This window comes from Streptococcus sp. UMB0029 (assembly GCF_002871495.1).
GTDB lineage: Bacteria > Bacillota > Bacilli > Lactobacillales > Streptococcaceae > Streptococcus.
Map to the genome: position 1 here is coordinate 16,933 of NZ_PNGD01000007.1, position 17,650 is coordinate 34,582.

Genomic DNA, 17,650 nt, shown 5'->3' on the forward strand with positions numbered 1-17,650 from the left:
TTAGACTATAGAAGTGATAATAATGTACTAGAAATAATATTGTTTGAATAATATGTAGAAGGAAATTGCAGATGAATGTTCAAGAGAGACTACTAACGATCTTTTTACGTTTACAGTTTGGGACTCCGTTAGGAAAAAAGCAACTGGCTCAGGAATTTGAGGTCAGTGAAAAGACGATACAGAGAGATTTTTCGCTCCTTCGTGATATTTTATCCAGTCATCCCGATTTTAGTGGGGACTTGCTTTATAGTCGTAAAACAAATAAGTATAATCTATCAAGTAAGTCAGTTTTTAATAAAAAGGATATACTCGTTATTTCAAAGATTTTATTGGAAAATCGAGCACTGAATCGGTCAGAAATTGCTAGCTTACTAAGTAATTTACTGGTCTTAGTTCCCCGTGCTGATCAGAAAGAAATTGAGCAGATCATTGGCAGTGAAAAACTTAACTATGCTCCCTTAACAGATCAACAAAATAGGATAGAGAAAATTTGGAATTTATCAGAAGCTATTTTGCATGAACAGGTTCTAGATATTGTCTATCAAAAACCTTATTCTGAGTCTTCTAAGAGGCAGACTGTTTTACCAGTCTCTCTTTACTATGATAGTCATTATTTCTATCTGGTTGTTTACCAGTTGAAATATGCTACTTATATTACTTTAAGAGTAGACCGTATCCAGTCATGGTCTCTTAGTGGTATAGAGAAACCCTCTATTTCTTATCGAGATAAATTTAGAGATGGCGACATTCGTAACGAGAGAGTGGATGCTTTTATCGGGAAGAAAATCAGTATTGAAATTGAGTACTTGTACGATCCGACTATTGTGATGGATCAATTTCCAAATGCAAAAATAGTTGGGAAAAATGGCGATTGGACTCATTTTCAGTTTGAAAGTCAGCACACACCGGGCCTTAAACGCTGGTTGCTGGGGCAAGGGGAAGCAGTTACTGTTTTGTCTCCTCGGATTTTAGTAGAGGATATGAAGCAAACAGTTCAAGAAATGATAGATAAATATAGATGAGGATAAAATGACTATTCAATTTACTTCTAAAAAGGTTGGAGAACTATTGAAAAAAGGGGATTTGCGAATTCCTTCTTATCAAAGACCATATAAATGGAACAGAAAACATATCCGTAATCTTTTTTATGATTTACGAGATGCTATGGGGAAAAAGGAATATCAGATTGGTTCCGTTATCTTACATGAAAATGATGGATACTTAGATATTGTCGATGGTCAGCAACGGCTAATTTCCATTTCCTTGTTTCTTCATTTATTAGATAGTTTAGAGAATTATAAGGGTGCTAAGCAACTGCTGAGTAGTGCTGTATTTGGGGAGATATCCTGCTATCATGCGAGTGAAAATTATAATGAGTGGGAAAATTTGACTCAATTGGTTGGCGAAAATCAGACAAAAGATATTTGCAATTTTTTATTGGAAAATTGTTCTGTCTCCGTGATTACTATGCCACAGGAACGATTATCTGAAGCCTTTCAGTTATTTGATTCTCAGAATAATCGTGGAAAATCTTTAGAACCTCATGATTTGCTCAAAGCCTATCATCTTCGCAAGGAAGATACCGAAGATGAAAGAATTGTGGAAAAGTGGGAGCAATTTGTAGAGGATAAAAATTTAAGTCTCAAAGAGTTATTTGATAAACATCTTTTTCGTATGAGACGATGGTCGCGAGGAGAGACAGGATTGACAAACAAGCGTTATGGTTCTTATCTCCGTTTTACAGAGGATTTTATTGACGATTTTAAAGGTGTTGATTTGAATCAGAACTTTCCATACTTAGAATTGTATCGTCATATTGAAAACCTCCCCATGTCCATTACTATGCCAATCATTGATGGAAGTAAATTTTTTGAGTATATTGAATCTGCTCATGAAACCATTAAAGAACATAAAGATTTTTTAAATGAAGAGTTAGGATTTTCTGATATTCCTGAAGGGGAAGAAAAAAATCTAGCTTACCCAGAAGGCATGTTGAATATTTACAATAGCTCAAAAGGACGCTACCTCAAGTGCCACAATATATTCCTAAATATTTGCTCGCTTTTTGCAGAGAGATTTGGAAAAGATGAGCTATCAAAGGAGATAGTAGAGACCTTGTTTATTTGGTCTTATTACCCTCGGGTTAAGTCTAAAGCCATATATGATGCGACGGTTGGGAACTATGCTGCTGGTGGAAGGTTTAGACAAAAAGAGGTTCAAAAGCTATTTCAACTTTTATCCCATGCTGTCACTCCGAATGATTTTATGATTAAGATAGATAGAGAGTTATTTGAAAATTATACTGTGGATAGGATTATAGAAGAGGAAAAAGATAAATGGTAGAAACACATATAAGCTTATCAGTTAATCGTTTGTTAAATGAAGATACCTATGCTATTCCTCTTTATCAGAGAAATTTTGCTTGGACTTATGATGAAATTGAGCAGTTATTGAACGACGTAGCAGATGCTTTTCAAGAAAATAGAGACAATTATTATATTGGAACATTGGTCGTTAATAACGAGAATGACATTTTCAAAATCATAGATGGGCAACAACGGACAACAGCCCTTAATTTGATTGCCTTAGCTTTGAAGCATGAGTTTGGTTTTGATAGATTGAAAGCTATCAATCTTACCTTCCCAGCTAGGAAGAAATCAAATAAGAATATTCAAGATTTATTTGCCAAGAAAAAAATTTTAGAGGGCGATGAAAATGAGCTGACTAGAGGCTACAGACATGCTAAAGACGCATTGAAAAAAGTGCTAGAGGAGCGCCAGCTTAATCCTCAGTTTTTCGTTGACTATCTTTTTGAAAAGGTCATCATTTTTCGGAGTATACTTCCTGAGGATTTAGATTTGAATCTTTATTTCGAACGTTTCAACTCTCGAGGCGAACAACTAGAGGCTCATGAGATTCTTAAGGCGCAAATGATGGCTAAGTTCGGTACAGATCAAGAAATGGCACAAAAATTTGCGAGAATTTGGGAAGCCTGTGCAGAGTTTGATAAGCCGGTAATCAATGCATTTACAAAAAAAGCAAAGAAAAAGCATCATGATGGGGAAAGAGAAAAAATCTTTCCTTTGAATTGGATTAAAGGAAATAATTATCAGAATAGCTTTCGTTTAAATATTGATAAGTCCTTAAGTCAAATAGAAGTTCAGTCAACTAATAAGAAATCTCTATTGTCTAGTATAGAAAATAAAGAATCTACAAGAGTTAAAGTAATATCAGATACGAATGAAGTGGAAAAATACAGAACGATTATAAACTTTGAAACATTTTTATATTTCGTTTATTATATAACATTTGGTAATGTATCTCCTTCTGCTATACAGCTAGATGACAAGAAATTATTAGAAACATTTGAAAATGTAACTAGTGTTAATACAAATTTAGAGGATGTTACATTATTTATTAGAAATTTATTGAAATTAAAATTTATATTTGATAATTTGATCGTACGAATGTCACAAGAGACTAATAATAGAAGACAAGAAAATGATTGGTTTCTACAGAAAGTTTATCGGAATGATTATAATAATAAAACTGGAGGAGATTTATTTGTTCAATATTATCATGATAAAAATTCTTTTGAAAAGTTCAATGATGATATTTTAATGCTCCAATCTATGTTTGCTGTGACCTTTACTGCTAATCGTGATAGTCGTTGGTTATATGAAATCTTGCAATTCTTGTTTAACCATATTGAAGAGTTAAATCAAGCAGAATTTGGTGCTCGGTTTAAGAATTTTCTTGAGAAAATGGCAGTGAGATATGCTGAAGAAAGTTTGTTTGACAAGGATAGAAATATCAAAAGATATGGTGCAATTCCTGTTTACGCTTTCAATTTTATAGATTATATTTTATGGAAAAATTGTTCGGATTTAAAAGGAAAGTATTCGAGCGTTGAATTTGAAGATTTTAAGTTTACATATCGTCGTTCCATAGAGCACTGGTTTCCACAACATCCAAATAGTGATGAAATAGTTGAAGAGATTGATGATAAATTTTTGCACTCCTTCGGGAATCTTTGTATCATTACAGATAGTCAGAATTCGAAGTTTGGAAATTTAGTTCCAATTGCAAAGTATAATCAATGGCAAGATATATTTTATCGTCAAAGCTTAAAATTACAGATGATGGCAGAAATAACTTCTAAAAAAGATTCTGGTTGGGGTCCGGAACAAATAACAGAACTGGAAAAAGAGATTTTGACTAGGGTAAATGATTTTATAGAAAATAAGTCATCAGAACAGCTATAATCATCTATTTAAAGAGGCCAATGTATATCCAATAGATTTACATTAGCCTTCTTTTTTGTTAAAATAGTCTATAGAAAGAGGGTGAGAGTATGTCAAAGACGAGTATGAGCATCCGTCTGGATAGTGAGGTGAAGGAGCAGGCCCAACAGGTGTTTAATAATCTGGGAATGGATATGACGACTGCCATCAATATTTTCCTTCGTCAAGCTATTCAATATCAGGGTTTACCTTTCGATGTTAGACTAGACGAAAATCGGAAGTTGTTTCAAGTGTTAACGGATTTAGACCAAAATCGTAATATGAGCCAATCCTTTGAATCAGTCTCTGACTTGATGGAGGATTTGCGTGCTTAAGATTCGTTATCATAAACAGTTTAAAAAAGATTTTAAGTTGGCTATGAAGCGTGGTTTGAAGGCAGAATTATTAGAAGAAGTTTTAAATTTTCTTGTTCAAGAAAAAGAACTTCCTGCTAGATATCGTGATCATCAATTGATGGCATCCAAGTATTTTCAAGGAGTTCGTGAATGCCATATCCAGCCAGATTGGCTTTTGGTTTATAAAGTAGACAAGGAAGAATTGATTTTAAATTTACTGAGGACAGGCAGTCATAGTGATTTGTTTTAATAAATTTTAAGGGGTTTTCATGAAACTAAGAATATTCGCGGAAGATAAGCTGGCTGAGAAGGTGTTTGAATATCAATTATAACTTGCTGATCAAACAATTCTTCTATCAACAGCACTCTTGTCGAGTGCCATTGCTTTAGCAGGGGTATTCGCTGCTTTGAAAGAAAAATAAAAATAGAAAAGAGAAAATAATATGGTTTTACCAAATTTTAAAGAAAATCTAGAAAAATATGCGAAATTGTTGGTTGCGAACGGAATTAACGTGCAACCTGGTCACACTTTGGCTCTCTCTATCGATGTGGAGCAACGTGAGTTGGCTCACTTAATCGTCAAAGAAGCCTATGCTTTAGGTGCACATGAGGTTATTGTTCAGTGGACCGACGATGTCATTAACCGTGAGAAATTCCTACATGCTCCGATGGAGCGTCTGGACAATGTGCCGGAATACAAGATTGCTGAGATGAACTATCTCTTGGATAACAAGGCTAGCCGTCTCGGAGTTCGTTCTTCTGACCCAGGTGCCTTGAACGGAGTGGATGCTGACAAGCTATCAGCTTCTGCTAAAGCTATGGGACTTGCCATGAAGCCAATGCGAATCGCGACTCAATCTAACAAGGTTAGCTGGACTGTAGCAGCCGCTGCTGGACTTGAGTGGGCTAAGAAAGTCTTTCCAAATGCTGCGAGCGACGAAGAAGCATTTGATCTTCTTTGGGACCAAATCTTCAAAACTTGCCGTGTCTACGAAGCAGATCCTGTGAAGGCTTGGGAAGAGCATGCAGCTATCCTCAAGAGCAAGGCCGATATGCTTAATAAAGAGCAATTTTCAGCCCTTCACTACACAGCACCAGGGACAGATTTGACACTTGGTTTGCCGAAGAACCACGTTTGGGAATCAGCTGGCGCTATTAATGCGCAGGGCGAAGGATTCTTGCCAAATATGCCGACAGAAGAAGTCTTCACAGCGCCTGATTTTCGTCGTGCAGATGGTTATGTAACGTCTACAAAACCGCTTAGCTATAACGGCAATATCATTGAAGGTATTAAGGTGACCTTTAAGGATGGACAAATCGTAGATATCACTGCTGAGAAGGGTGATCAGGTCATGAAAGACCTTGTCTTTGAAAATGCGGGTGCGCGTGCCTTGGGTGAATGTGCCTTGGTACCAGATCCAAGCCCAATTTCTCAGTCAGGCATTACCTTCTTTAACACCCTTTTCGATGAGAATGCGTCAAACCACTTGGCTATCGGTGCAGCCTATGCAACTAGCGTTGTTGGTGGAGCGGAGATGAGCGAAGAGGAGCTTGAAGCTGCGGGGCTTAACCGTTCAGATGTTCACGTAGACTTTATGATTGGTTCTAACCAAATGGATATTGATGGTATCCGTGAGGATGGGACACGTGTACCACTCTTCCGTAACGGAGATTGGGCAAATTAAGGAGATAATATGTTAGGAAGTATGTTCGTTGGTCTCCTAGTGGGATTTTTAGCAGGTACTCTGACCAATCGTGGAGAACGCATGGGATGTTTTGGAAAAATGTTTCTAGGATGGATTGGTGCCTTTCTGGGTCATTTGCTCTTTGGAACTTGGGGGCCAGTTTTATCAGGAACAGCCATTATCCCAGCGATTTTAGGTGCCATGATTGTCTTAGCTATTTTTTGGAGACGAGGAAGTTAATTGCCTAAATCTAAAACGAAAAGGAAGTTGGTCATTGTACCAGCCTCCTTTTGAGTATGATATAATAGTTCTATGAGATTAGATAAATTTTTAGTTGCCTGCGCTGTGGGGAGCCGGACTGAGGTCAAAAACTTGCTCAAGGCTGGGCGCGTGACGGTAAATGGTAAAAAAGAGAAATCAGCGAAACTACAGATTGATGAAGAAAGAGATGAGATTCGCTTTGATGGGCAAGTGTTGGAGTATGAAGAGTTTGTCTACTACATGATGAATAAGCCCCAAGGAGTTATCTCAGCGACTGAGGATCCTAAGCACAGAACCGTTCTGGACTTGTTGGATGACTTGGCTCGGAGCAAGGAAGTTTTCCCAGTAGGGCGCTTGGATATTGATACGCATGGGCTTCTGCTCCTGACCAATGACGGTCAGCTTGCCCATGCTCTTCTTTCGCCCAAGCGTCATGTAGACAAGACGTATCTGGCACAAGTCAAGGGAATCATGACCCAAGAAGACGTGGAGACATTTGCCAAGGGTATTTCTCTCAAAGACTTTACTTGTCAGCCTGCTATACTGGAGCTTGTGTCCATAGATCCAGAAAAGAATCAAAGCCAAATCCGTGTGACCATTGCAGAAGGGAAGTTTCATCAGGTCAAGCGTATGGTAGCCTATTGTGGCAAGGAAGTAGTAGACTTGCAACGTTTGACTATGGGAACTCTAGTATTGGATGAGAGCTTGCAGAGAGGAGAATGGCGTCGCTTGACCAAGGAAGAATTAGAAATTCTCCGTGCTAATATTATTTAATTTAGTTTAATACTCAATGAAAATCAAAGAGCAAACTAGGAAACTAGCCGCAGGCTGTACTTGAGTACGGCAAGGCGACGTTGACGTGATTTGAAGAGATTTTCGAAGAGTATAAATTTGAAAAAGGTGAGGAAGAATGTCCTTGCCTTTTATGTTTTTCAGTTGCTTCCTTTGTGAAAAGAGTTATAATAGACTGTAGAATAAAAGGAGGAATCTATGAACGCGATTCAAGAATCATTTACTGATAAACTATTTGCCAACTATGAAGCAAATGTAAAATACCAAGCGATTGAAAATGCTGCCAGCCACAACGGAATTTTTGCAGCCCTAGAACGTCGCCAAAGCCATGTAGACAACACCCCTGTTTTCTCATTAGATTTGACCAAGGATAAGGTAACCAACCAGAAAGCGTCTGGTCGTTGCTGGATGTTTGCAGCTCTCAACACCTTCCGCCACAAACTTATCTCTCAATATAAACTGGAAAACTTTGAGTTGTCACAAGCCCACACTTTCTTCTGGGACAAGTATGAGAAATCAAACTGGTTCTTGGAGCAAGTCATTGCGACTGCAGACCAAGACTTGACGAGCCGTAAGGTTAAATTCCTACTCCAAACACCACAACAAGACGGTGGTCAGTGGGATATGGTCGTTTCTCTCTTTGAAAAATACGGTGTCGTGCCCAAGTCAGTTTATCCTGAATCTGTTTCATCAAGCAGTAGTCGTGAGCTCAATGCCATTCTCAACAAATTGCTTCGTCAAGATGCTCAAATCTTGCGTGACTTGCTTGCTTCTGGCGCTGACCAAGCGACTGTTCAAGCTAAGAAAGAAGACCTCTTGCAAGAAATCTTTAACTTTCTTGCTATGTCACTAGGCCTTCCACCACGTAAATTTGACTTTGCTTATCGCGATAAAGATAACAACTACCAAAGTGAAAAGAGCATTACTCCACAAGAATTTTACAAGAAATATGTCAATCTTCCACTAGAAGACTATGTTTCTGTTATCAATGCTCCAACTGCTGACAAGCCTTATGGCCAATCTTACACAGTTGAGATGTTGGGGAATGTGGTTGGTAGCCGTGCAGTTCGCTACATCAACGTGCCGATGGAGCGCTTGAAAGAGTTGGCAATTGCTCAAATGCAAGCAGGTGAGACTGTTTGGTTTGGTTCAGATGTTGGTCAGCTCAGCAACCGCAAAGCTGGAATTCTTGCGACAGATGTTTATGACTTTGAATCAAGCATGGACATTAAACTCACTCAAGACAAGGCTGGACGTTTGGACTACAGCGAAAGCTTGATGACTCATGCTATGGTCTTGACAGGTGTTGACTTGGATGAAAATGGGAAGTCAACAAAGTGGAAGGTTGAAAACTCTTGGGGAGACAAGGTCGGTACAGATGGTTACTTTGTTGCCTCAGACGCTTGGATGGACGAATACACTTACCAAATCGTTGTTCGCAAAGAATTGCTGACAGCAGAAGAACAAGCTACTTATGAAGCAGAACCAATTGTGCTTGCACCTTGGGATCCAATGGGTGCCTTGGCTGAATAAAAACATAGAAAAAAGGAATCAGATTTTAGAACCTGGTTCCTTTTGATTTTCTTGATTACATGATACCGAAGAAACGAGCTGCGATACCTACTGCAAAGAGTGCAAGGATGATTGAGATTGGTGATACTTTTTTCTTAAGCAACCACATGCAAAGGAAAGTAAGGAGAAGTCCCATCAATCCTGGAATCAATGAGTTCAACTGGCCTTGAAGGGTTTGTGGTTGAATCTTATCTAGGCTCAATCCACCAAGTGCTTGACCAAGGATACCTTTCAATTCAGCACCTGATACAGGTCCTTCTGGGAAGTTGATGTAGGCACCTTCAGCCAATTGTTTACCTGGAAGGTTAACAGTGAAGTTGATCGATACCCAACGTTGTACAAGAACGGCAAGAATGAACATACCAAGGATAGAAGCACCTTTAGTGATGTCTTTCAAGATACCACCAGACATGTCTTTAGTGATTTCAGATCCAGCTTTGTAACCAAATTCTTGTGTGTACCATAGGAAGGCCATACGGATAGCATTCCATCCGAAGAAGAAGAGAAGTGGACCAACCAAGTTACCAGATGCAGCAAGTGATGCACCAAGAGCTCCAAGGATAGGACGAACTGTAAACCAGAATACTGGGTCACCGATACCAGCAAGAGGTCCCATCATACCGATTTTAACCCCTTGGATAGCAGCGTCGTCGATTTCAACACCGTTAGCACGTTCTTCTTCAAGTGCAAGAGTAACCCCCATGATTGGAGCAGCTACGTATGGGTGAGTGTTGAAGAACTCAAGGTGACGCTCAAGAGCAGCAGCTTGGTCTTCTTTAGTAGTGTACAATTTTTTGATAGCTGGGATTAATGAATAAGTCCAACCCAAGTTTTGCATACGCTCGTAGTTCCAAGAACCTTGAAGGAATTGTGAACGCCACCAAACTTTTTTACGATCTGATTTTGATAATTGAAGTTTTTCAGTCATGATTGTTCCCCTTTCTAGTAGTCTTCTAGGATATCACCGATTGGATCGTTAGAAGCCGCAGCTCCTCCGCCACCGTTACCACCTTGTTTTGAAAGGTTAAGGTAGATGAAGGCAAGGGCAACACCGATTACACCAAGGGCAATCAAAGTCAATTGAGAAATGGCAGCAAAAGCAAAACCGATTGCGAAGAATGGCCATACTTCACGAGTTGCCATCATGTTGATAACCATAGCGTAACCAACGGCAACGACCATAGCACCACCGACAGCCATACCACCGTTCAACCAGTCTGGCATCAATTTAAGAGCGTCTTGAACGGCAGAAGCTGGGATAGCGATAAGGAAGGCTGCAGGGATTGCAATACGAAGACCTTGAAGAAGAAGTGCGATAAAGTGAGCACGTTCGACAGCTGCAATATTTCCTTCTTTAGCAGCAGCATCAGCAGTGTGAACCAAACCAACTGAGATTGTACGAACAATCATTGTCAAGAAAAGCCCAGCTACGGCAAGAGGGATAGCTGTTGCTGTTGCAACGGCGATACCTTCAGTAGTAAAGTTACCACCTTTGATCAAGATGATTGCTGCGGCAACAGATGCAAGAGCAGCGTCAGGAGCTACGGCAGCTCCGATGTTTGCCCAACCAAGGGCGATCATTTGAAGTGATCCACCAAGCATAACCCCTGCTTCGAGGTTACCAGTTGCAAGTCCGATAAGGGTACATGCGACGATTGGTTGATGGAATTGGAATTGGTCGAGGATACCTTCAAGACCTGCAAGGAAGGCAACAACTACAACCAAGACAGCAGAAATAATTGAAATATCTGACATGGTTTTATTCCTTTTCTATTTAATGATAATAAAGTGAAAAATTTTCTTAGAATTCTTCGATAGTTACTGATGTCTATTATTGAACGTTGGCTTTGTTAATCAAGTCAAACAAATCTTTTTTGGTGTCGTTTGGTACTTTACGTACGTCAAATTCAACACCGAGATCACGCATTTTTTCAAATGTAGCAACGTCATCTTTGTCCATAGACAAAACGTTGTTGACCATTGTTTTACCTGTTGAGTGAGCCATTGATCCTACGTTAAGGGTCTTGATTGGCACGCCACCTTCGATTGCACGAAGGGCATCTTGAGGTGTTTCAAACAAGATAAGGGCATGTGTTTCTCCAAAACGTGGGTCTTTTGAAACCTCAATCAATTTTTGGATTGGTACAACATTGGCTCTGACATTATTTGGAGCCGCTTGTTTAATCAATTCTTTACGAAGATCGTCGTTGGCAACGTTATCTGAAGCAACGATGATACGGTCTGCTTTTGAATCTGGAGTCCAAGCAGTAGCAACCTGACCGTGAAGGAGACGAGTGTCTAGGCGAGCAAGATTGATTTTTAGTTTACCGTCACCGATAACAGTTCCTTCTGGGATAGCAGCTTGGGCAACTGGAGCAGCTGCAGCACTTGCAACTTCTTCAACTGGATTTAACTCTTCTGGGAGAGCTTTGATGCCATCTTTGGCTTCTTTGATAATATTCGCAGCGACTTTTTCCACACCTGCTGTAGCGTCCATGAGGCGCTCTGTATAGGCCTGGATTAACATCGGTAAGTTAAGTCCTGTGATGATGGCAAACTGACGATCAGGATTTTCTCCCATCACGCGACTAGCTTGGTTGAATGGAGAACCACTCCAAAGGTCAGCCAAAACTAGCACCTCATCTTCTGCGTCAAATGCAGCCACAGCGTTGTTAAATTTAGCATATAGGTCATCTGGACCTTCATTTGGCATAAAGGTTACAACTTGAACCTTTTCTTGTTCACCAAAAATCATAGATCCTGACTGATGAATACCCGCAGCAAATTCGCCGTGGCTCGCAATAATGATTCCGATACTCATTATTGTCATTCCTCCTTATAAAATGTTGTGCCCATTGTTTAAGAAAACTTTAAGACTAGATTAGTATAAACCGTTTTCATAAAAAAATCAACTATTTGATATAGAATTTTTTTAAAAACAAAATACAAATGTTTCAAAATGTTGATATACTAATATTTTTGAGAAGAGAATAATCCTTATTTTAAAAATTTAATATAAAAAAGTTGGAAGAAGCATCCAACTTTTTTATATAGGTTGTTATTGAATTAGTTTGTGAAATCGAGTACCATACGTCCTTGGATTTGACCTTTTTCCATTTCGTCGAAAATTGCCACAGCATCTTCGACTGGACGTTTTTGGACAACTGGGACTACCAAACCTTCTGCACCGAATTGGAAGGCTTCTTCCAAGTCTTTACGAGTTCCAACAAGAGAACCGATGACTTGGATTCCATCTAGAACGGTTTTAACGATGCTGAGTTCCATCATTTCAGAAGGAAGACCAACAGCGACTACACGACCACCAGCACGAACGGAGTCAACAGCCTGGTTGAAGGCAACTTTAGATACAGCAGTTACAACAGCTGAGTGGGCCCCACCATCTGTTTTTTCTTTAATTAGGCCTGGCACATCTTCAACTTCGAGGCCGTTAATCACAATGTCCGCACCCACTTCTTTTGCAAGGGCAAGTTTGTCGTTGTTGATATCAACTGCGATGACATGAGCATTGAATACTTTTTTAGCATATTGAACAGCGAGGTTACCAAGTCCACCAGCTCCATATAGAACAACCCATTGACCTGGTTCAACTTTTGCTTCTTTAATAGCTTTATAGGTTGTTACACCAGCACATGTGATAGAAGAAGCTTGGGCTGGATCAAGTCCGTCAGGAACTTTGACAGCATAGTCTGCAGTTACGATACACTGTTCAGCCATACCACCGTCTACTGAGTAACCAGCATTTTTTACTGTACGGCAAAGGGTTTCGCGACCAGTTGTACAGTATTCGCAAGTGCCACATCCTTCAAAGAACCAAGCAACGCTGACGCGGTCGCCTACTTTAAGGCTTTTTACATCTGGGGCAATTTCTTTAACGATACCAACACCTTCGTGACCTAGGACACGTCCTGGTACCTGACCGAAGTCACCATGGGCAACGTGTAGGTCAGTGTGGCAAACACCACAGTATTCAATTTCTACAAGTGCTTCCCCAGTTTCAAGTGGACGGAGTACTTTTTCTTCAACAGCAACACCAGTGCTTTCTGGATTTACAACAACAGCTTTCATAGCTATCCTCCTTGATATTAACTGAGAGCAGGAGCAACAGGACTGGATTGATTTTGTGTCAACAGAGTCGAGTGTGACGAGCTCTCTTGTATTTACATGTGAAGTATATCACAAAAGAAAGCCTTTTCCAAGGTTTTGGGGGTAAAAAATAGAACAATCGATTAACTGGTTGATGAGACTGTGAAAAGAGCACAAAGAGGCTGGGACAAAAAGATTTTGATTTTAGGAATTCTTTATTATAAATTTTTAAAATCGATAGATTGGAAAAAAAGCGAACAAGACAGAATTCTGAGTGTCAGATAACTTATTTTGTTCGCTTTTTATATTTATGGTTAGACTTTTGTCCCAGACTCAGTAGGGGCTATAAGAATAAGTCTTGCAGTGTTTTGGCAACCCCGTCTTGGTCATTGGTCAGGGAAATTTGCTCATCTGCATAGGGGAGTAGCTCTGGGTTGGCATTTTTCATGGCATAGCTCTTCCCAGCAAAAGCGAGCATTTCGGTATCATTGTGTTCATCTCCAAAAGCAATCAAATCTTTTTTGTCACGATTCATGACCTTAAGTAAGTAGTCTAAGGCAAAAGCCTTGTTAACACCCTTGGCTGAACATTCAAGGATATTAAGGGGACCTCCCCAGGTATTAATAGAAAGTTGATGCTGGTAGAAGGCGTTCATTTCTTTTGCCAGGGCATACTTGTCACTGGCTCTGGTCTGCAAGAGAATACAGTTAGGGTTCTTGGTCACCAATTCAGGCTGAAATTGATTTTCAGGCTGGAAAGCTTCTACGCCAAATAATTTGGGATTGGCAATTTCTTCATTAGGATTTGTAATGTAGAATTTTTTACGGTATTCTCCAGCGATAAAATCGGCTTGAATGTCCTCTGAACGTCGAACCATGTCTAAAAGATATTTTTTGTCTACGGTCAAACACTTTTCAAAGTCCCAAACCTGGTCTGGTAAATGAGTGAGGGAGCCGTTGAAGTTAATCATAGGAGTGTCTAAGTCTAGTTCACGGTAGAAATCTTTTGACATGCGGTAAGGGCGACCTGTCGTAATAATAATCTGATGGCCTTTTTCAGCAACTTTTTTAATGGTTTCTTTGGTAAAGTCAGAAATTTGACTATCTGAGTTGAGCAGGGTTCCATCTAGGTCAACTGCAATAATTTTTTTCGTCATATGAACCTTTCTAGTGTCTTTCCAGATAAGATGTCTACTATTATAGCAAAAAGCAGAGAGAAAAGCAGATTCCAAACAAAAAAGAAATTCCATCATTTTATTAAATAAATTAAACAAATATATTGAAAAAGTGAATGATAAATGATATAATTCTATTATTGTTCGTAAAAATTAAAAGGAGATTGATAATGGACAAATTATTTAAACTAAAAGAGAACGGTACAGACGTTCGTACAGAGGTTCTCGCTGGTTTAACAACTTTCTTTGCAATGAGCTATATTCTCTTTGTAAACCCACAAATTCTTTCGCAAACAGGAATGCCTGCTCAGGGTATCTTCCTAGCAACGATTATTGGTTCTGTGGTAGGAACCCTTATGATGGCTTTTTATGCTAACTTACCATATGCCCAAGCACCAGGTATGGGACTGAATGCTTTCTTTACCTTTACAGTTGTCTTTGGACTTGGTTATTCTTGGCAAGAAGCTTTGGCTATGGTCTTCATTTGTGGTATTATTTCATTGATTATTACTTTGACAAATGTACGCAAAATGATCATTGAATCCATTCCTACTGCTCTTCGTTCAGCTATTTCAGCAGGTATCGGTGTCTTCCTTGCCTACGTAGGGATTAAGAATGCTGGACTTTTGAAATTTACGATTGATCCAGGTAACTATACTGTTATAGGAGAAGGTGCTGACAAAGCTCAAGCAACGATTGCAGCAAACTCTTCAGCGGTTCCAGGATTGGTTGACTTTAATAACCCAGCTGTTTTGGTGGCTCTTGCAGGACTTGCCATTACTATCTTCTTTGTCATCAAAGGCATTAAGGGAGGGATTATCCTTTCTATCTTAACAACAACAGTTCTTGCAATTGCAGTAGGTTTAGTTAATATTTCTAGCATTGATTTTTCAAATAATCACTTGGGTGCTGCGGTAGAAGATTTGAAGAAAATTTTTGGTGCAGCTCTTGGTTCAGAAGGTTTAGGAGCTTTGATTTCAGATACAGCTCGCTTACCTGAGACTCTTATGGCTATTCTTGCCTTTTCATTGACAGATATTTTCGATACAATTGGTACTCTAATTGGTACTGGTGAAAAAGTTGGAATCATTGCTTCTAAAGGTGAAAACAAGGAATCAGTCAAATTGGACAAAGCTCTTTATTCTGATTTAATTGCTACAACAATTGGTGCAGTAGCTGGTACTTCAAACGTAACGACTTATGTTGAGTCTGCTGCGGGTATCGGTGCAGGTGGACGTACTGGTTTGACAGCCTTGGTTGTAGCTATCTGTTTTGCAATTTCAAGCTTCTTTAGCCCACTTCTCGCTATCGTACCAACAGCTGCTACAGCTCCAATCTTAATTATTGTTGGGATTATGATGTTGGCTAGCTTGAAAAATATTCATTGGGATGATATGTCTGAAGCGGTTCCTGCTTTCTTCACATCTATCTTTATGGGATTCAGCTACTCTATCACTCAAGGGATTGCAGTTGGTTTCTTGACTTACACTTTGACTAAGATTGTCAAAGGTCAAGCTAAAGATGTCCATGTAATGATTTGGATTTTGGATGCCTTGTTTATCCTTAACTATATCAGCATGGCCCTATAATAGGATGACTCAGGGGGATTTCCCCCCTTTTTTAATACAAAGGAGATAGCTGATGGAAGAGCAAAGTATGTGGAAAGAATTGTTGAATCGTGCAGGTTGGCTTTTGGTCTTTTTGTTAGCGACAATTTTATATCAGATTCCTTTAGCAGTTACTGCAATTTTAGCTTTACATGAAGTACCACTGTTACAGTCAGGACTGATAGTTGCTGGTATTTCAATTGTGGTTTTAGGTCTATTTATTATAGGAGCTCGTAAAACGCAAATAGCTAGTTTTAATTTTTCTTTTTTTAGAGCTAAGGATTTGGCACGATTGGGTTTGAGTTATCTAGTCATTATCGGGTCAAATATACTTGGTTCCATTTTATTGCAACTGTCAAATGAGACGACAACAAGTAATCAGTCTCAGATTAACGATATGGTTCAGCATAGTTCTTTGATTTCTAGCTTTTTCTTGCTAGCCTTGCTTGCTCCAATTTGTGAGGAAATCTTGTGCCGTGGGATTATTCCTAAAAAGATTTTCCGAGGAAAAGAGAACTTGGGATTTGTAGTCGGTACGATTGTGTTTGCTTTATTGCATCAACCAAGTAATTTACCTTCTCTATTGATTTATGGAGGTATGTCGATCGTTCTGTCTTGGACGGCTTACAAGACCCAACGTTTGGAAATGTCTATCTTGCTTCACATGATTGTTAATGGGGTAGCTTTCTGTTTATTGGCTCTTGTGGTGATCATGAGTCGGACATTAGGGATTTCTGTTTAAGATTTTTGACAATTGCTTACTTGTTTCTACTGGGAAAAAGATGAATGCAATCATGTCCATCTTTTTCTTTTTATGGTAAAATAGAGAAATAATATGATGAACAGCCTTGAGGGAGTGACCGATATGTCAAGTAAAGCCAATCATGCAAAGACAGCTATTTGTGGAATTATCAATGTAACCCCAGATTCCTTTTCGGATGGTGGTCAATTTTTTGCTCTTGAGCAGGCGCTCCAGCAGGCTCGCAAATTAATAGCTGAAGGGGCGAGCATGCTCGATATCGGCGGAGAATCAACTCGGCCGGGCAGTAGCTATGTTGAGATAGAAGAAGAAGAGGAAATCCAGCGTGTTGTTCCAGTAATCAAAGCTATTCGCAAGGAAAGTGATGTCCTCATCTCTATTGATACTTGGAAAAGTCAGGTAGCAGAAGCTGCTTTGGCTGCTGGTGCCAATCTAGTCAATGATATTACAGGCCTCATGGGTGATGAGAAAATGGCCCATGTGGTTGCTAAGGCTGGTGCGAAAGTAGTCATTATGTTTAATCCAGTCATGGCGCGACCTCAGCATCCTAGCTCGCTCATATTTCCTCATTTTGGTTTTGGACAAGCTTTTACAGAGGAAGAATTAGCTGACTTTGAAAAAATGCCAATCGAAGATTTGATGGAGGCTTTCTTTGACAGAGCCTTAGCGAGAGCAGAGGAAGCTGGGATTGCACAAGAAAATATCCTGTTGGATCCAGGAACTGGTTTTGGTCTTACCAAGAAAGAAAATCTGCTTCTTTTACGGGACCTGGATAAACTCCATCAGAAAGGCTATCCAATCTTTCTCGGAGTGTCGCGCAAGCGATTTGTCATCAATATTCTTGAAGAGAGTGGTTTTGAAGTCAATCCTGAGACAGAACTTGGTTTCCGCAATCGAGATACGGCTTCGGCTCATGTAACTAGTATTGCTGCAAGACAGGGTGTAGAAGTGGTGCGCGTGCATGACGTAGCTAGTCACAGGATGGCAGTTGAAATTGCCTCCGCTATTCGTCTGGCTGATGATGCGGAAAATTTAGATTTAAAACAATATAAATAA

At 39.5% G+C, this 17,650-nt stretch carries 17 protein-coding genes; 12 read left to right on the forward strand and 5 right to left on the reverse strand.

Annotated elements, in window-relative coordinates; genetic code table 11:
* Positions 1 to 71 precede the first annotated feature (71 nt).
* From CJ239_RS05705 to pepC, 9 genes are all read left to right on the forward strand, one after another.
* Positions 72 to 1,022, forward strand: a complete 951-nt coding sequence (locus tag CJ239_RS05705) for a YafY family protein (protein ID WP_102210838.1) — start codon at positions 72 to 74, stop codon at positions 1,020 to 1,022.
* Positions 1,023 to 1,029: 7 nt separating this feature from the next.
* Complete coding sequence (locus CJ239_RS05710; protein ID WP_102210839.1) at positions 1,030 to 2,343, forward strand: DUF262 domain-containing protein; 1,314 nt, start codon at positions 1,030 to 1,032, stop codon at positions 2,341 to 2,343.
* The gene (locus CJ239_RS05715; RefSeq protein ID WP_102210840.1) at positions 2,337 to 4,265 is read left to right on the forward strand and encodes a DUF262 domain-containing protein; all 1,929 of its coding nucleotides are present in this window, start codon (positions 2,337 to 2,339) and stop codon (positions 4,263 to 4,265) included. The genes CJ239_RS05710 and CJ239_RS05715 overlap by 7 nt, the downstream gene beginning before the upstream one ends.
* 89 nt (positions 4,266 to 4,354) lie before the next feature.
* A complete protein-coding gene (locus CJ239_RS05720) occupies positions 4,355 to 4,618 on the forward strand; it encodes a type II toxin-antitoxin system RelB/DinJ family antitoxin (RefSeq protein ID WP_102210841.1) in 264 nt (87 codons plus the stop codon).
* Positions 4,611 to 4,889 (forward strand): type II toxin-antitoxin system YafQ family toxin, encoded by a 279-nt coding sequence (locus CJ239_RS05725; RefSeq protein WP_102210842.1) that lies wholly within the window; start codon positions 4,611 to 4,613, stop codon positions 4,887 to 4,889. The genes CJ239_RS05720 and CJ239_RS05725 overlap by 8 nt, the downstream gene beginning before the upstream one ends.
* 193 nt (positions 4,890 to 5,082) lie before the next feature.
* Positions 5,083 to 6,324: an aminopeptidase gene (locus CJ239_RS05735; RefSeq protein WP_102210843.1), complete on the forward strand. Its 1,242-nt coding sequence runs from the start codon at positions 5,083 to 5,085 to the stop codon at positions 6,322 to 6,324.
* A 9-nt stretch (positions 6,325 to 6,333) separates the two neighbouring features.
* On the forward strand, positions 6,334 to 6,564 hold the full coding sequence (locus CJ239_RS05740; RefSeq protein WP_102210844.1) for a GlsB/YeaQ/YmgE family stress response membrane protein: 231 nt from the start codon (positions 6,334 to 6,336) through the stop codon (positions 6,562 to 6,564).
* A gap of 72 nt (positions 6,565 to 6,636) precedes the next feature.
* Positions 6,637 to 7,359 (forward strand): pseudouridine synthase, encoded by a 723-nt coding sequence (locus CJ239_RS05745; RefSeq protein WP_102210845.1) that lies wholly within the window; start codon positions 6,637 to 6,639, stop codon positions 7,357 to 7,359.
* 216 nt (positions 7,360 to 7,575) lie between these two features.
* Positions 7,576 to 8,910, forward strand: coding sequence for an aminopeptidase C (pepC, locus tag CJ239_RS05755; protein ID WP_102210846.1), 1,335 nt, complete (start codon positions 7,576 to 7,578; stop codon positions 8,908 to 8,910).
* Between the two features lie 55 nt (positions 8,911 to 8,965).
* Here the strand turns inward: pepC and CJ239_RS05760 are convergent, their stop codons facing one another.
* The 5 genes from CJ239_RS05760 to CJ239_RS05780 all read right to left on the reverse strand — a co-directional run bounded on the left by CJ239_RS05760 (position 8,966) and on the right by CJ239_RS05780 (position 14,209).
* Positions 8,966 to 9,877, reverse strand: a complete 912-nt coding sequence (locus CJ239_RS05760; RefSeq protein WP_000136860.1) for a PTS system mannose/fructose/sorbose family transporter subunit IID — start codon at positions 9,875 to 9,877, stop codon at positions 8,966 to 8,968.
* A gap of 14 nt (positions 9,878 to 9,891) precedes the next feature.
* Positions 9,892 to 10,704, reverse strand: coding sequence for a PTS mannose/fructose/sorbose transporter subunit IIC (locus CJ239_RS05765; protein WP_102210847.1), 813 nt, complete (start codon positions 10,702 to 10,704; stop codon positions 9,892 to 9,894).
* A gap of 76 nt (positions 10,705 to 10,780) precedes the next feature.
* Positions 10,781 to 11,770, reverse strand: coding sequence for a PTS sugar transporter subunit IIB (locus tag CJ239_RS05770; RefSeq protein ID WP_102210848.1), 990 nt, complete (start codon positions 11,768 to 11,770; stop codon positions 10,781 to 10,783).
* A 245-nt stretch (positions 11,771 to 12,015) separates the two neighbouring features.
* Positions 12,016 to 13,035 carry an alcohol dehydrogenase AdhP gene (gene adhP / locus CJ239_RS05775; protein WP_102210849.1) on the reverse strand — a complete coding sequence of 340 codons (1,020 nt, stop codon included), beginning with the start codon at positions 13,033 to 13,035 and terminating at the stop codon, positions 12,016 to 12,018.
* 361 nt (positions 13,036 to 13,396) lie between these two features.
* Complete coding sequence (locus tag CJ239_RS05780) at positions 13,397 to 14,209, reverse strand: Cof-type HAD-IIB family hydrolase (protein WP_102210850.1); 813 nt, start codon at positions 14,207 to 14,209, stop codon at positions 13,397 to 13,399.
* A gap of 188 nt (positions 14,210 to 14,397) precedes the next feature.
* Between CJ239_RS05780 and CJ239_RS05785 the strand changes: the two genes are divergently transcribed.
* From CJ239_RS05785 to folP, 3 genes are all read left to right on the forward strand, one after another.
* Entirely contained in the window at positions 14,398 to 15,816 is a 1,419-nt protein-coding gene (locus CJ239_RS05785; protein ID WP_102210851.1) for an NCS2 family permease, read from the forward strand.
* 52 nt (positions 15,817 to 15,868) lie between these two features.
* On the forward strand, positions 15,869 to 16,576 hold the full coding sequence (locus CJ239_RS05790; RefSeq protein ID WP_180958223.1) for a CPBP family intramembrane glutamic endopeptidase: 708 nt from the start codon (positions 15,869 to 15,871) through the stop codon (positions 16,574 to 16,576).
* A gap of 93 nt (positions 16,577 to 16,669) precedes the next feature.
* A complete protein-coding gene (folP, locus tag CJ239_RS05795) occupies positions 16,670 to 17,650 on the forward strand; it encodes a dihydropteroate synthase (protein ID WP_180958224.1) in 981 nt (326 codons plus the stop codon).

Coding starts and splice junctions, on each gene's coding strand:
- CJ239_RS05705 (WP_102210838.1), top strand. CDS start 72: ATGAATGTTCAAGAGAGACTACTAACGATCTTTTTACGTTTACAGTTT.
- CJ239_RS05710 (WP_102210839.1), top strand. CDS start 1,030: ATGACTATTCAATTTACTTCTAAAAAGGTTGGAGAACTATTGAAAAAA.
- CJ239_RS05715 (WP_102210840.1), top strand. CDS start 2,337: ATGGTAGAAACACATATAAGCTTATCAGTTAATCGTTTGTTAAATGAA.
- CJ239_RS05720 (WP_102210841.1), top strand. CDS start 4,355: ATGTCAAAGACGAGTATGAGCATCCGTCTGGATAGTGAGGTGAAGGAG.
- CJ239_RS05735 (WP_102210843.1), top strand. CDS start 5,083: ATGGTTTTACCAAATTTTAAAGAAAATCTAGAAAAATATGCGAAATTG.
- CJ239_RS05740 (WP_102210844.1), top strand. CDS start 6,334: ATGTTAGGAAGTATGTTCGTTGGTCTCCTAGTGGGATTTTTAGCAGGT.
- CJ239_RS05745 (WP_102210845.1), top strand. CDS start 6,637: ATGAGATTAGATAAATTTTTAGTTGCCTGCGCTGTGGGGAGCCGGACT.
- pepC (WP_102210846.1), top strand. CDS start 7,576: ATGAACGCGATTCAAGAATCATTTACTGATAAACTATTTGCCAACTAT.
- CJ239_RS05760 (WP_000136860.1), bottom strand. CDS start 9,877: ATGACTGAAAAACTTCAATTATCAAAATCAGATCGTAAAAAAGTTTGG.
- CJ239_RS05765 (WP_102210847.1), bottom strand. CDS start 10,704: ATGTCAGATATTTCAATTATTTCTGCTGTCTTGGTTGTAGTTGTTGCC.
- CJ239_RS05770 (WP_102210848.1), bottom strand. CDS start 11,770: ATGAGTATCGGAATCATTATTGCGAGCCACGGCGAATTTGCTGCGGGT.
- adhP (WP_102210849.1), bottom strand. CDS start 13,035: ATGAAAGCTGTTGTTGTAAATCCAGAAAGCACTGGTGTTGCTGTTGAA.
- CJ239_RS05780 (WP_102210850.1), bottom strand. CDS start 14,209: ATGACGAAAAAAATTATTGCAGTTGACCTAGATGGAACCCTGCTCAAC.
- CJ239_RS05785 (WP_102210851.1), top strand. CDS start 14,398: ATGGACAAATTATTTAAACTAAAAGAGAACGGTACAGACGTTCGTACA.
- CJ239_RS05790 (WP_180958223.1), top strand. CDS start 15,869: ATGGAAGAGCAAAGTATGTGGAAAGAATTGTTGAATCGTGCAGGTTGG.
- folP (WP_180958224.1), top strand. CDS start 16,670: ATGATGAACAGCCTTGAGGGAGTGACCGATATGTCAAGTAAAGCCAAT.